The 14,723-nt window shown below is 69.0% G+C and carries 9 protein-coding genes, 1 tRNA gene and 1 pseudogene; 6 read left to right on the plus strand and 5 right to left on the minus strand.

Translation table 11 applies throughout. The features are described 5' to 3' along the window. Positions 1-36: 36 nt before the first annotated feature. The 3 genes and pseudogenes from A5704_RS26425 to A5704_RS26435 form a co-directional block, all read left to right on the plus strand. Positions 37-1,020: pseudogene (locus tag A5704_RS26425) on the plus strand (GNAT family N-acetyltransferase); the annotation flags it as partial. Between the two features lie 147 nt (positions 1,021-1,167). After that, a tRNA-Lys gene (locus A5704_RS26430) sits at positions 1,168-1,240 on the plus strand. Positions 1,241-1,368: 128 nt separating this feature from the next. Further along, positions 1,369-3,111 carry a DUF3556 domain-containing protein gene (locus A5704_RS26435; protein WP_067760551.1) on the plus strand — a complete coding sequence of 581 codons (1,743 nt, stop codon included), beginning with the start codon at positions 1,369-1,371 and terminating at the stop codon, positions 3,109-3,111. Positions 3,112-3,115: 4 nt separating this feature from the next. On the opposite strand, the gene A5704_RS26440 is transcribed toward A5704_RS26435, so the two are convergent. Continuing rightward, complete coding sequence (locus A5704_RS26440; RefSeq protein ID WP_067760600.1) at positions 3,116-3,343, minus strand: DUF3618 domain-containing protein; 228 nt, start codon at positions 3,341-3,343, stop codon at positions 3,116-3,118. Positions 3,344-3,441: 98 nt separating this feature from the next. Here A5704_RS26440 and bcp point away from each other — a divergent pair, with 98 nt between their 5' ends. After that, on the plus strand, positions 3,442-3,915 hold the full coding sequence (gene bcp, locus A5704_RS26445; protein WP_067760549.1) for a thioredoxin-dependent thiol peroxidase: 474 nt from the start codon (positions 3,442-3,444) through the stop codon (positions 3,913-3,915). A gap of 12 nt (positions 3,916-3,927) precedes the next feature. Here the strand turns inward: bcp and A5704_RS26450 are convergent, their stop codons facing one another. Further along, a complete protein-coding gene (locus A5704_RS26450; RefSeq protein WP_068266392.1) occupies positions 3,928-4,284 on the minus strand; it encodes an MmpS family transport accessory protein in 357 nt (118 codons plus the stop codon). Between the two features lie 203 nt (positions 4,285-4,487). On the opposite strand from A5704_RS26450, the gene A5704_RS26455 reads away from it, so the two are divergent. Both A5704_RS26455 and A5704_RS26460 read left to right on the plus strand, forming a co-directional pair. Then, positions 4,488-4,778, plus strand: a complete 291-nt coding sequence (locus tag A5704_RS26455; protein ID WP_067760545.1) for a hypothetical protein — start codon at positions 4,488-4,490, stop codon at positions 4,776-4,778. A 70-nt stretch (positions 4,779-4,848) separates the two neighbouring features. Next, on the plus strand, positions 4,849-5,343 hold the full coding sequence (locus tag A5704_RS26460) for a DUF3060 domain-containing protein (RefSeq protein ID WP_067760543.1): 495 nt from the start codon (positions 4,849-4,851) through the stop codon (positions 5,341-5,343). A 24-nt stretch (positions 5,344-5,367) separates the two neighbouring features. Here A5704_RS26460 and A5704_RS26465 read toward each other — a convergent pair whose 3' ends face one another. The 3 genes from A5704_RS26465 to A5704_RS26475 form a co-directional block, all read right to left on the minus strand. After that, positions 5,368-6,693, minus strand: coding sequence for a dipeptidase (locus tag A5704_RS26465; RefSeq protein WP_067760541.1), 1,326 nt, complete (start codon positions 6,691-6,693; stop codon positions 5,368-5,370). A gap of 98 nt (positions 6,694-6,791) precedes the next feature. Further along, positions 6,792-7,184, minus strand: a complete 393-nt coding sequence (locus A5704_RS26470; protein ID WP_065444533.1) for a holo-ACP synthase — start codon at positions 7,182-7,184, stop codon at positions 6,792-6,794. 31 nt (positions 7,185-7,215) lie between these two features. After that, the coding region (locus A5704_RS26475; protein WP_067891853.1) for a type I polyketide synthase at positions 7,216-14,723 on the minus strand (7,508 nt) is incomplete at its 5' end.

The following is a 14,723-nucleotide window of genomic DNA, read 5'->3' on the forward strand; positions in this document are numbered from 1 at the left end:
CGGCCCGCAGGCTGGCGCCGCCCGCCACGGTGAGTCGCGTGGCTGACGATGATCGCCGTCGCGTCCACTCACCAAGGCAAGGGCGTCTGGGGGCAGCTCAGCGCGAAGGGGCTCGGCATACTGATCGAACGCGGCTACCCGATCGTCTTCGGGGTGCCGACCCAGACCGCGATGTACGACGGCTTCGGCGCCGGCGTGGGCAGCTATCTGCGCAGCTACTCCGTCGACCGCCGCTTCGCCAAGCTGCGCACGCCGCCGGCGGAGATCCGGGCGCGCGAGATCACCGCCGCCGAGGCAAAAGACCACTTGCCGGAAATCTACGAAAGATGGTGTGCTGCAACGAATGGGGCGGTGGCCCGCAACGAAGCCTGGTGGGCGGACCATCGGCAGGACCTGCCGGTGCAGCGAGGCAACGGCAGCCCGTTGAACTACACGATCCATCCGGACGGCTTCCTGACCTACCGCGTCGTGGGTGAGTCGAATCACGGCTACCGGCCACCGTTGGGCACCGTGGTCGTCGAAGACTTCTGCCCCATCACCGACGAGGCCCATACCGAGCTGCTGCAAACGTTGTTGGCCCTGGAGATGTTCAACACGGTCGAGATCGACGTGCCGGTCGACGACCCGCTGCCGCTCAAGCTCACCGACCTGCGGGCCGCCGAAACCACCGGTGTGAGCGATTTCCTCTGGGTGCGGATCAACGACGTGCCCGAGGTGCTGGGCACCCGCGCGTATGCGGCGGACATCGACCTCGCGCTGGAGGTCACCGACCCCCTCGACCTCGCCGGCGGGCGGTTCCTCCTGCAGGCCCGTGACGGCGTGGGCAAGTGCACACCGCACGACGGGCCCACCGACGTCGGCATCGGCCTGGCAGATCTGGCCACCATCTACATGGGCGCACACCCGGCCTCCGAGCTCCTGCGAGCGGGCCGGATCACCGAAGAGCGCCCGGGCGCGATACGCGACCTGGATGCCGCCTTCAGCACCGATCGGGCCCCCTACTGCGGGACCCTGTTCTGACGGGGCTTGCGCGGCAGACGGTTTCAGCGATCGGGTTTCCCGAGGCCCCCGCGAGCGCTCTCGGGTGGCTAACCTGGAAGGAAACCGGGATTTCACTCCGCGGCAGGACGCCTGTTATTGTCGCGTACGCGGTCTCGGCCGTCGAAAGCGCCGTTAGCTCAGTTGGTAGAGCAGCTGACTCTTAATCAGCGGGTCCGGGGTTCGAAACCCTGACGGCGCACAGTTGACATACCGGGGGCGGCTAACGGCCGCTCGGACCACTTTTCGTCGTGATTTGGCCGCCACACGATTGATGCTGCAGGTAGCTTCTCCTTCACAGCGAACGCCCTTTGCGTCGAAGGAGCTGCCATGGGGTTCATCCAGCCGAACCTGCCCGTCGTCGACGTGGCCGAGTGGAGCAAGCAACCCCGCGCGCAACGGATCGTCCCGATGGTGCGCCACATCGCCGAGAACGGGTTCGGCACCCCGCTGGTGATGCATGTGATGTATGGCGTGAAGATCGCGCTGTACATCCTCGGCGGCTGGGTGTTCGGGTGGTGCACGACGGGCATCGGCAGCTTCACGGGCGTCGCCGCCTGGTGGTCGGAACCGATCGTGTTCGAGAAGGCCGTGCTGTACACGATGCTGTTCGAAGTCATCGGCCTGGGCTGTTGCTTCGGGCCGCTGGCCGGCCGGTACTTCCCGCCGATGGGCTCCATCCTGTACTGGTTGCGGCCCAGCACCATCCGGCTGCCCCCGTGGCCCGATCGGGTGCCGCTGACCAAGGGCAGCGTCCGCAGCCCGCTCGACGCCATCCTCTACGGCGCGCTGCTGGCGCTGCTCGCCATCGCGCTGGTGTCCGATGGCACCGGCGCAATCCCCGCCCTGCACACCGACATTGGCGTGCTGGCCCCTTGGCACACCGTCGCGATCCTGTCGGTCCTGGCCGTCCTCGGTCTGCGCGACAAGGTGATCTTTTTGGCCGCGCGCGGTGAGGTCTATGCGCCGCTGGCGCTGGTCTTCCTGTTCGCCGGGGCGGACTCCATCATCGGGGCCAAGGTGGTCTTCATGGTGATCTGGCTCGGGGCGGCCACCTCAAAGCTCAACCGGCACTTCCCGTTCGTGATCTCGACGATGCTCGCGAACAACCCGTTCATCCCCTCCGGGGCGCTCAAGCGCTCGATGTTCAAGCGCTACCCGGACGACCTGCGCCCCAGCGCGCTGGCGGGTTTCATCGCGCACTTCTCCACCGCCGTGGAAGGCCTGGTACCACTGGCGCTGCTGTTCTCCCACGGCGGCTGGCCGACGGCCATCGCCGCGTTCGTGATGATCGTCTTCCACCTGAACATCCTGCTGGCCTTCCCGATGGGGGTGCCGCTGGAGTGGAACGTCTTCATGATCTTCGGCGTGCTGTCGCTGTTCGTGGCGCACGCCTGGCTCGGGTTGTCCGATGTGGCCAATCCGTTGCCGGTGGCGATCCTGTTCGTCGTCATCGCCGGGGTGGTCGTCGTCGGAAACCTCTACCCGCGCAAGGTGTCCTTCCTGCCGGGCATGCGGTATTACGCGGGCAACTGGGACACCACGGTGTGGTGCGTCAAGCCGTCGGTCGACGAGAAGATCCGCACCGGCTCCCGCGCGCTGGGACCGATGTATCACCTACAGCTCGAGCGTCTCTACAAAACCAAAGAAGAGACCTTGGTCCCCATTCACCTCGCCTACGCCTTCCGAGGGATGAACACCCACGGCCGCGCGCTCTACACCCTGGTACACCGCGCTTTGGCCGGCTACGACGAGGCCGACTACAACCTCTGCGAAGGCGAGAATCTCTGCGCAATGGTGCTGGGCTGGAACTTCGGCGATGGGCACATGCACAACGAATGCCTCATCGAGGCGCTACAGCAGCGCTGCAACTTCGAGCCCGGTGACGTGCGGGTGGTGATCCTGGACGCGCAGCCCATCCACATCCAGCGTCAGGAGTACCGCCTGGTGGACGCGGCGACCGGCGAATTCGAGCGCGGCTACGTCGAGGTCGAGGACATGGCTACCACCCAGCCGTGGGCCGATGACCTCCCGGTGCACGTTCAGAGCGGCACGGGCGCCGGCATGACCTGACGGGTCAGCGGTTGCGCACCCGGTGCACCACGACCACGACGACGAGGACGCCGACGCCGGCCAGTGAGACCGTCACCGCGGGCTTCTTGACGAACGCGATCACCCGAACCTTGAGGTCGTCGGCGAGGCGGCGCGGGTTGGCGCGCACGGCAAGCGAGTCGACGGTGGCCGCCAGCTGGTCGCGGGCGACGTCGATGTCCCGCTTGATGGCCTCGGGGTCCCGGTCCGCCACGTGTCTGTCCTCCCAATCGGCCTGATGCACCTGAGGCACTACCCTAGATCAGCTGGCGATAACCCCAACGCTCCGGTGAACAGAAAGGGGCCTAGAAATTGGCCGAGACCACGCGGCTTGCGCCGGGCGACAAAGCGCCCCCCTTCAGCCTGCCCGACGCCGACGGCAATAAGGTGTCGCTGTCCGACTACAAGGACCGTCGCGTCATCGTGTACTTCTACCCCGCGGCCTCGACGCCGGGCTGCACGAAGCAGGCCTGCGACTTCCGCGACAACCTGCGCGAACTCGGCGACGCCGGCCTCGACGTCATCGGCATCTCCCCCGACAAGCCGGAGAAGCTGGCCAAATTCCGCGACGCCGAGAAGCTGACGTTCCCGCTGCTCTCGGATCCCGACCGCAAGGTGCTGACGGCCTGGGGCGCCTACGGCGAGAAGCAGATGTACGGCAGGACGGTGCAGGGCGTGATCCGCTCGACCTTCGTGGTGGACGAGAAGGGCAAGATCGCCGTCGCGCAATACAACGTCAAGGCCACCGGCCACGTGGCCAAGCTTCGGCGCGACCTGTCGGTGTGAACCGCGGAGCGGTTACGCGGCGCACTGCGCCAGGCCGGCTTCACCCGTGCCCGTCGTCGACTTGGTGTCCTTCACCGTCCCATTGACCGTGATCGTGCAGGTCGTCTTCTGACCGGTCGGGTTCGCGGCGACCGTCAGCACCGCCGCGGGACTGGTGTCCTTACTGGTGAACGAGATCGACCACGGCGCGGGCTGATTGGTCAGCATCTGCAGCGTGCCCGTCGCATCGATATACGACACCGCGGCCAACGGGGCGTCCGAGGTCACGGTGTACACCACCGCATCGCCCGGCGCGGCGACCGCACCCTGCGCCGTTAGCAGCGACGCTGAAACCAATGCCGCGGAGGCCGCAGCAAACTGTGTCTTCATCACTTGCTCCCTACTGCCCCCGCTGACCGGTACTTTGCGCCGGTTCGGGCGCCTCGGCAACTTTTGCACGCGGGGGTTGCCGTGAGGAGGTCGGCGGGCGGGCCGTCAGGCAAGTTGAGATCGGTAGCGGAAGCGAACGCCAAGAATTTCACCAGTGGTGCGCCGTAGCGTGCAGCACAATTGGCAACGGAAGGCTTTCTCATATGAACGGACCCCTCAGTCGCATCATCGGGGCGGCAATGATTTCCGGCGGCGTCGCGGCGGCCGCTATGGGCTTGGCCGCACGCGCCGAAGCTACGCCGCCGTCCTATTGGCATTACTGCCCCGGCCAGAAATGGGGATACACGGTTCCGATACCGCCCGGGTTCGACCTGAGCGTTTGTCATTGGTTCGCGGTGACCGCTGAAAGCACCCCGTCGGGCCCGGTGTATCACTTCCGGGAAGCTGACCCGTCCGAGGTGCCCGCGCCGGCACCCGGCTTCCCCTGGCCGTAACGGTCAGCCCGATGCCGGTGATCAGGGGCGACCATTGCACTCCACGCAGGCCGAGGCGGATCATTTAGCCGTGGACGCGGACGACCCCGAGCAATACATCCGCGACCTCGAGAACGGCTCCGGCACCGCGCCGGAGCCGTTCGCGGCGCCCAGTGGCGGACAGTTCGGCGGCCCGCGCTGGTTCGGCGAAATCGCGAAGCTTGCGAATACGTCGCGAGGCAAGTTGATGCTGGGGATGTGCGCGGTCGTGGCGGCGCTGGCGGTCGCGTTCTTCTTGAGCCACGCCGGCACCACCGTCCAAGGAAATCTGGTGATGATCAATAGCGGCGCGAAGACCACGATCGACTGCAACAACGGCAACCTGAAGCTGGACGGCGACAACAACACCTATACCGTCACCGGCCACTGCCAACGGCTCGAGGTCTTCGGCAGCGGAAATCATGTCGCACTCGACAGCGCCGACACCCTCGACGTTTTCGGCGACGACAACGCGGTGACCTATCACTCGGGTTCACCGAGAATCGAGAAGACGGGAAACAACAACGCCGTATCACAACGGCGGTAAAGCGTTGGTGCGGTAGGGCCGCCGTCAGGCCAGGCTGGCCAGCAGCAGCGCCTCGGCGATCGCGGCGCGTTCCAGCACGCCGAGGTGCAGGCTCTCGTTGATGCTGTGCGCCTGGGTGTTTGGGTCCTCGACGCCGGTGACCAGGATCTTGGCGTGCGGGAACGCCTCGGCGAATTCGGCGATGAACGGGATGGAGCCGCCCATGCCCATGTCGATCGGGTCGGTCCCCCAGGCCTGCCGGAACGCGGCCCGCGCGGCGTCGTACACCGGGCCGCTGGCGTCGATGGCGTAGGGCTCGCCAACGTCGCCGCGGGTGACGGTGACCCGTGCGCCCCAAGGTGCGTGCTCGCGCAGGTGCGAAGTCAACGCGTCCAGGTGCGCCTCGGCGTCGCCGCCGGGCGCAACCCGCATGCTGATCTTCGCCCGGGCACGCGGGATCAGCGTGTTCGACGCCTTGTCGATCGGCGTGGTGTCGATGCCGATCACGTTGATCGCCGGTTTGGCCCACAGCCGCTGCGGCGCCGGGCCCGAACCGATCTCGGACACCCCGTCCAGCAGCCCGGAGTCGGCGCGCACCCGCTCGGGCGGGTAATCCACGGCGGCGGCGGTGCTTTCGTGCAGGCCGGCGACGGCCACGTTGCCGTCGTCATCGTGCAGGCTCGCCAGCAGCCGCACCAGGACGCTCACCGCGTCGGGCACCACGCCACCCCAGATACCGGAGTGCAGGCCGTGATCGAGCGTGGCGACCTCGACCACGCAGTCGACGAGGCCGCGCAACGAAACCGTCAGCGCCGGAACGCCGGTGCTCCAGTTGTCGGAGTCGGCGATGACGATGACGTCGGCGGACAGCGCGTCGCGGTGGGCGGCGAGCAACCGGCCCAAGGACGGCGAGCCGGATTCCTCCTCGCCCTCGACGAATACGGTCACGCCAACCGGGGGCCGGCCGCCGTGCGCCCGGAACGCCGCCAAATGCGTTGCGATACCAGCCTTGTCGTCGGCGCTACCACGGCCGTAGAGCCGCCCGTCACGTTCGGTGGGCTCAAAGGGCGGTGACGCCCACTGGCCGGTGTCGCCTTCGGGCTGCACGTCGTGGTGGGCGTACAGCAGCACGGTCGGCGCGCCCGGCGGCGCGGGGTGTCGCGCGATGACCGCGGGCGCCCCACCCTCGCTGACGACCCGCACATCGCCAAAACCGGCCTGCGACAACAGCTCCGCCACCGACCGCGCGCTGCGATGCACCTCGTCGCGGCGGCCCGGGTCGGCCCACACCGACTCGATGCGGATCAGGTCCTCGAGGTCGCGGCGCACCGACGGCAACAGCTCGCGGACGCGTTCCACCAGATCGCTCATGATCTCGAGGCTAGTCCCCCACTTTCCCGGCCCAGCAGACGCAAAGTCGCATGAATCCTCCGCGGCAGATGCGACTTTGCATCTGCTCGCGAGAGGCGTCAGGTCGTCTCCAGGATCGCCACCGCGGCCGCGGTGTCTCCCTCGTGTGTCAGTGACACGTGGATCGTCACGTCGGCCAGGTGCTTGGCGATGTCGCCGCTGAGCCGCACCCGGGGCCGGCCCCACATGTCGGTGACCACCTCGATGTCCCGGTGGATGTCCTCCGGGAGCACGGGCCGCTGGGCGAACCGGGACCCCGACCAGGCCTTGATCACCGCCTCCTTCGCAGCCCACCGTGCCGCCAGGTGGCGCGCCGCCGACGAACTCTTGTCCGAGGCATCGCGGCGCTCACCCGGAGTGAACGTCTCGGAGAAGACGGTTCCCGGCTGGTCGACCTGCTCGGCGAAATCAGGGATGGAGACGACGTCGATCCCCACACCGACAATTCCCATGGGACGCCAGGCTAACGGACGGTAGTTGACGTCATCCGGGCGAGACCTCGTACGCCTCGCCCTCACCGAGCCGAGACGCCGGGTCCAGCAGCATCGCCGCCTCCTGGCGCTTCTCCGGTGCGTCATGGCTGAAACGACGGTCCGCCGGCCGCTCGTACATCGGCGCGCCGCCGGCGATGGCCGAGACCAACCGGCGCTGACCGGCGAGCAGCCGCGCCTCCGCACGCCGCTGGTAGTCCGCGCGCTGATCGGCATCCAGCGACGCGATGAACGCCTGCGGGTGCACCAGCGCCACCAGCCCCGACACGTGGCCGAACCCGAGGCTGGTCAGCAGCCCCGCCTTGAGCGGGAACTTCTCGCCCAGCCGCAGCGTCTCGCGCACCCACACGAAGTGCGCCGAGCCGGCCAGCTCGTCGTCGACGCAGTCCAGGCTGCGGTTCGGCGGGATCACCCCGTCGCGCAGCATCTGGCACAGGCCCATCATCTGGAACACCGCCGCGCCGCCCTTGGCGTGGCCGGTGAGGCTCTTCTGCGACACCACGAACAGCGGTGCGCCCTCGGAGCGGCCCAGCGAGTCGGCCAGCCGCTCGTGCAGCTCGGTCTCGTTGGGATCGTTGGCCAGCGTCGAGGTGTCGTGCTTGGAGATCACCGCGATGTCGTCGGCACCGACGCCGAGCTTGCCGAGCGCCCGCGCCAACTGCGAGTCCCTGCCGCCGCGGCCGGCGCCCAGCGCACCCAGGCCCGGGGCCGGGATCGAGCTGTGCACGCCGTCGGCGAACGACTGCGCGTAGGCGACCACGGCCAATACGGGCAGGCCCATCTTGAGCGCCAGGTCGCCCCGGGCGAGCAGGATGGTGCCACCGCCCTGCGCCTCGACGAAGCCGAGCCGGCGCCGGTCGTTGGGCCGGGAGAACTTCGAGTCGTGGATGCCCCGGCCCCGCATCATGGACGAGTCGGCGGTGGCGGCCATGTCACCGAAGCCGATGATGGCTTCCAGCGTCAGGTCGTCGAAGCCGCCGGCGACCACCAGTTCGGCCTTGCCGAGGCGGATCTTGTCGACGCCCTCCTCGACCGACACCGCCGCGGTCGCGCACGCGCCTACCGGGTGAATCATCGCGCCGTAGCTACCCACATAGCTCTGAATGACGTGCGCGGCAACCACATTCGGCAGCACTTCCTGCAGGATGTCGTTCGGCTTGTTCCGGCCGAGCAGGTTGCCGTGATACATCGTCTGCATCGACGTCATGCCGCCCATTCCGGTGCCCTGGGTGCTGGCGACCAGGCCCGGGTGCACCCATCGCATCAACTCGGTCGGGGTGAATCCCGACGACAGGAATGCGTCGACGGTCGCGACGATGTTCCACAACGCCACCCGGTCGGTCGAGCTGGCCATGTCCTGGCTGATGCCGAACACGGTCGGATCGAATCCGGTGGGGACCTGCGCGCCGACGACCCGCGACAGCTTGGTCTTGCGCGGGACCCGAATCTCGGTGCCGGCCTTGCGGATCACCTGCCAGTCGCTGGAGTCGGGCACCGGCCGCACGATGGTGTGCTCGGGGTCGAATTCGACGAAGGCGCGAGCGTCGGCCTCCGAGGACACCACGAAGGAGAAGTCCTTTTCCAGGAACACCGACACCAGCAGCGGCGATGCGTGATCGGGATCGATCGCGCCGTCGTCGACGAACTCGCGGATGCCCACCCGCTCGACCACGATGTCGTGGTAGCGCTCGACCAGTTCGGTCTCGTCGACCAGGTCTCCGGATTCGGTGTCATACCAACCGGGTTGGGGGTCGTCCTCCCACCGGACCAGCCCGGTGGTCCAGGCCAGCTCGAGGACGCCCGCGGCCGACAGCTCGTTGTCGACTTCCATCTCGAACCGGGTGCGCGACGAACCGTAGGGACCGATCTCGGCGCCGCCGACGATCACCACCAGGTCGGCGGGGTCGACGTCCAGGTCGGCCCATTCGGGCGGTGGCGCCGGCTTGAAGCCTCGCGGCGGGGACGGCAGCGCGGCGATGGTGCCTTCCGCCGCAACGTCATCCACGACCTGATCGCCCGACGTGGCCTGTTCGCGCGCCTTGGCGGCCAGTTCGGCCATGTCGAGGTTGGCCTCGGCAAGGCCGCCGGTCAGGTCGGCCTTGATCGGCGCGCCGGCCGCCGCCACCTTGGACTCGACGTCGCAGAGACCCAGCAGCATGGCCGCCATCTGCTGGGTGGAATACGTGGTGACACCGGCCTCCTCGACGGCCTCGACGATGGCGTCGTTGTGGCCCATCAGCCCGGTGCCGCGGGTCCAGCCGATCAGCGCGTGCGCGAGGCTGACCCTCGCGGCCCACGAGGATTCGGCGTGCCAGCGACTCACCACCGCGTCCAGCGCCGACTTGGCCTCGCCGTAGGCGCCGTCGCCACCGAACATGCCGCGGTTGGGCGAACCGGGCAGCACCACGTGCAGCCGCGACGCGATGTCGCGCTCGGCACCGATCTTGGATAGCCCACCGATCAACCGCTGCACCGCCCAGAGCAGAACCTTCATCTCCATCTCGGAGCGCGAACCCGCCTCCGACAGGTCCCCGGCGACACGCGGCGCCGCGAACGGGAAGAGCAGCGTCGGTGTCTGCGCGTCCTTGATGTGAATGGATTGCGGCCCAAGGCTTTCGGTCTGCTCGGTGCCGATCCATTCCGCCAGCGCGTCGATGTCGGAGTAGGACGCCATGTTGGCGGCGACCACCCACAGCGCCGCACCGTACCGGGCGTGGTCGCGGTAGAGCCCGCGGTAGAACGCCAGCCGCTCGTCGTCGAGTTTGGACGTCGTGGCGATGACGGTGGCTCCGCCGTCGAGCAGTCGCGCGACGACCGACGCGGCGATCGATCCCTTGGAAGCGCCCGTCACGACGGCGACTTCGCTGCGGTACGGGCCGGGGTCGGGGTTCTCGGCGCCGGCCGCGATGCGGCCGTACAGCGAGGCGTGGATCTGGCGACCGGCGGCCAGCGATTTGCCCTGCCACCAGGTGGCCTGGGTCGCGACGACGTGGCCCGCGCCCTCGAACCTTTCGGACAGGCTCTTCCACTGGGCGTCGATCTCACCCTCGTCGGCCAGCCAGAGCTTGACCAAGTCCTCGCGGGCACTGGCCCACCGGTCGTCGAACACGACGGCCTTCTTGGCGTCGAAAGCCGGTGCCACCAAACGCGGCCAGTCCGCGCCGAGTTCGGCGGTGACCAGGTCGATGAGCTCGGCGTCGGTGGCGGCCGGCGGCGCGCTCACCGGGTTGTCGTGGCCGAGCTGGCCCAGGATCAGGCGGGCCGCCGAGGCGAGCACACCGTCGCGACCGGTGATCTGGTCGGTGAATTCGCTCAGCGCGGCCGCGTCGACGGTCGCACCGCCGCCGCCTCCCGAAGAGGGCAGCGCCACCGCGATCCCGCGCCGCGCGGCCACGGAAGCGACCGCGGCGTCGACGACCTTGTCGACCGACGCGGCGTCGGCCAGCGCGCCCTCGTGCAGGTGTCCCATGGCGCCCCCGCGAACGCTGTTGCCCTCGCGGGTACCCAGCGCGACTTCGACCGTGACGTGCTTGGCCCAGCCGTCGCCGAGCTCCCACGTCTTCTTGACACGCTCGGCGATCGCGGCGGGCCGCTTGCCGGAGGGCCCAAGCACGGTGCGCAGTTGGTCGTTGATCGCGTCGGAAAGCACTGGGCCGAAAGGCTTGTAGGTACGGGCCAGCTTGGTGACCTGCGACCGCAGGCCGGCCAGGTCAGCCTCGGCGGCGCCGTCGATGGCGCCCAGGTTCAACTCCGACCCGAGGTCGACCAGCAACTGGTTGCGCCGCGACGAGGCGCCGTCGGTGATCGACTCGATGGAGTCGAGCTCCTCGATCTGGTCGATGCGCATCTTGGCCGACAGCGCGATCAACGCCAGGGTGGCGTCGGCGGCGTCGAACCCGATGTCATCGGGCCTCGGAGCACCGGACGGAACTGCGGCGGGAGCCGCAGCGACGACTGGGGCGACATTGGGGTTGGGCCCACCGTCCGACGCGGCAGCGTCGGAATCGGCGGCCGGCTCGTCGGCGTCGGGCTCCGGCTCGGGGTCGGTGTCGGTGGCGAACAGCACCGCGGCGTCGCGCTCGGCGTTGAGCACTTCGACTGTGCTGTGGGCATATTCGGGCAACTTGAGGGTGTTGGTGGCCAGTCCGGCGACGGTCGGCGCGGACTTCACACCGATCTCGACGAACCGCTCCACGCCCAGGCCGCCCGCGGCCTCCTCGGTGAAAAGCAGGTCCTGGGTTTCGATCCAACGCACGGGGCTGGCGAACTGCCAGGCCAGCAGCTCGATCAAGACGATGCGCGCCATCTCGTTCCGGCGCTCGGCCAGCCAGGTGTCGTAGTCGGCCAGGATCGCGTCGAGCGGCTCGGCGGGCACCAGATCGCGGATCTCCTGGATGAAGTCGCGGTCGAGGGTGAACGGGCGGGGCACCAGGTTCGGGATGTAGCGCCCGATGATGACGTCGGGATTCTTGTCGCGCGGCATGACGCGTTCCAGCGAGCGGCGGAACTCCGCCACCCCGACGCGCAGCACCCGCGAGTGGAAGGGCACGTCGATGCCGGGCACCAGGATGAACGAACGCTTGCCACCGGTGAGCTCGCGGCGCCGCTCCACCTCGGCCTCCAGCTCCTCGAGGCCGCGGACCGTGCCTGCGATCGCGTACTGCGAACCGCGCAGGTTGAAGTTCACGATCTCCAGGAATTCGCCGGTGCGCTCGGCGATTCCGGCCACGAAGCCGGGGACCTCGTCGTCGGGCAGGTCGATCTGCGACGGGCGGATGGCGGCCAGCCGGTAGTTCGAGCGGCCCAGCTCGTCGCGGGGCACAATGTCATGCATCTTCGAACCCCGGTGAAACACCGTCTCCAGCAACGCTTCCAGTTCGTAGATGCCGGTGACGCAGGCCAGCGCGGTGTACTCGCCGACCGAGTGGCCGCAGGCGATCGCGCCTTCGACGAAAGCGCCTTGCTCCCGCATCTCGGCGACCTGGGCCGCCGCGACGGTCGCCATCGCGACCTGGGTGAACTGCGTCAGGTACAGCACCCCCTCGGGGTGGTTGTAGTGCACGCCGCTGGCGATGATGCTGGTCGGGTTGTCGCGCACCACGTGCAGCACCGAGAAGCCCAGCGTGTCGCGGGTGAACTTGTCCGCCTTGTCCCACACCTTGCGGGCGGCCTTCGAGCGGGCGCGGACGTCCATGCCCATGCCCTTGTGCTGAATGCCCTGACCCGGGAAGGCGTACACCGTGTGCGGGGCGGCCAGGCGCGCCGTCGCCGACATCACCAGATCGGACCCGATGCGCGCCACGACCTCCAAAACCTCTGCACCCTGGTCGATTCCGACGCGCTCGACGCGGAAGTCGACCTCGTCGCCGGGACGCACCATGCCCAGGAATCGGGCGGTCCAGCCGATCAGCCGGGCCGGCGGGCGCGCCTGGCCGTCGGTGGCGGTCACCGCGTGCTGCGCCGCGGCCGACAACCACATCCCATGCACGATCGGCGATTCCAGGCCGGCCAGCAGGGCGGCCGCCCGGTCGGTGTGGATCGGGTTGTGGTCGCCGGACACCACCGCGAACGGTCGCATGTCGACCGGGGCGGTCAGCCGCACGTCGCGGCGGCGGCGGCGCGGGGTGTCGGTCGCGTTCTCCGACACCGCACCGCCGGCCCGCACCGGGTCGGTGAGCTCGGCGGCGCCGGTGCGACCGAGGATCACAAAGCGCTCGTCGAGACGGGCGATGGTCGCGCCGTCGGCGCCGGCGATCGTCACCGCGACCCTGACCACTCGGCCCATGTCGGTGTCGACGGCCGGGGAAGCCGTTGCGCTGATTGCCAATTCGGCCTCCACCTTGGGCAGCGCGCCGACCACATGGGCGGCGTGGTCCAGGTGCACGAGGCTCAGCAGGCCCTCGACGACCGGCACGCCGGCGTCGGTGACCGCCGAGCCGATCGCCGCGAAAACCGCGGGCCAGCACAGGCCGACGAGCGCGTCGGGCACGGTGGTGAGGCCGGGAGCGAGCGGCTCGCCGAACGTGGCGGTGACCCCGGTGTGGTCGGCGACCCGCTCGGGGTCCCAGTCCACCGTCACGGCGGCCGTGCCGTCGACGACCGCGGGCAGGAATTCCGGCCCGTCGACACCGGCGGCGATCGCCAGCACGGCGCGCATGGCGGTGGCGGCGTCCTCGGTGGACACCACGGGGGTGCCGCCGTCGACGGTGTTGGGCGGCAGGGTGAACGGGATGTCGATCCAGGTTCCAGAGATCGGGACGCTGAGCATCACCCGATCGCCGTCGACCTCGAGCCGCGCGCCGGTGAATGAGTGTGTGGCGCGGCGACTTTCGGGCCCGTCGTGCACGAGCCAATCGCCGGGGTCGGCGATCCGGTGGACCGGGTTGGTCGCGGTGCGGCCGGCCCACTGCACGTCGGGGGCGTCCAGCACGACGGCCAGCGGGCCGGTGACGTCCGGGCGGCCCAGCCGACGCGACGCGACGGCCCGGGGCCGCCCGTTGGAGGAGAGCACCTCGTCGATGGCGGCCTGCTCGAAGCGGTCCAGCAACTCACCGACCGGTTCGTCCATCCGGGTGATGCCGGCCACGGCCGCGGTGCCCGGGATGATGCACACCTGGTCGGCGTCGTAGCGGGCGTCGTGCGCCTGCCACAGCGAGTCGCTGCGCCACCAGCGCCGCACGTCCTTGTCGATGACCGGCACGAAGTTGACCGGCTTGCCCAGCGTCTTGCACAGGGTGACGAAGAAGGGGACGTCCGCCGGGTGCAGCTGCACGGTGTCGGCGTCGGGGTAGTGGGCAAGCAGCGCGGCGATCGCGTCGTCAGGCGTTTCCAGCAGGGCCGCATCGTTGAACAGCGTCTCGATGGGTCCGGAATCGTTTGCGTGCAAACGGGCTTCGGCGCGTTGCAGCATCTGCTGGAACCGGTCGCGCCAGGTGTCGGCCAGCCACGGGCTGCCCGGTGCGGCGGTGTCGGCGGTGGAGTTGCCCTCCCCGATGGCGAGCTCGACGTAGCGCTGCAGCCACTGCAGGTAGGTCATGTCGGCGACGTCGCCGAAGTACGGCTTGGCCGTGTTGGCCATCGCCGCGATGATCTCGTCGCGGCGAGCCGCGACGGCCTCCGCGTCACCGGCGACCTCGTCGAGGAGCCGCCCGCACCGCGAAGCGCTGTTGTCGATCTCGTGGATGTCGGCGCCCAGCTGGCTGCGGCTGGAAGCCATGCCGCCCACGGCTTTTCCGGCGCCCACCCACTGGTCGGTGCCCTGCGTCTCGACCAGCATCCGCTTGACCGACGGCGACGTGGTGGCCTCCTTGGCCGCCATCGCCGCGGTGCCCACCAGGATGCCGTCGATCGGCATCAGCGGGAAGCCGTACTCCTGCGCCCAGCGCCCGGACAGGTATTCGGCCGCCCGCTCGGGCGTGCCGATTCCACCGCCGACACAGACGGTGATGTTGGAGCGCGACCGCAGCTCGGAATACGTTGCCAGCAACAGGTCGTCGAGGT

Source organism: Mycobacterium sp. E735 (assembly GCF_001666955.1).
Lineage (GTDB): Bacteria > Actinomycetota > Actinomycetes > Mycobacteriales > Mycobacteriaceae > Mycobacterium.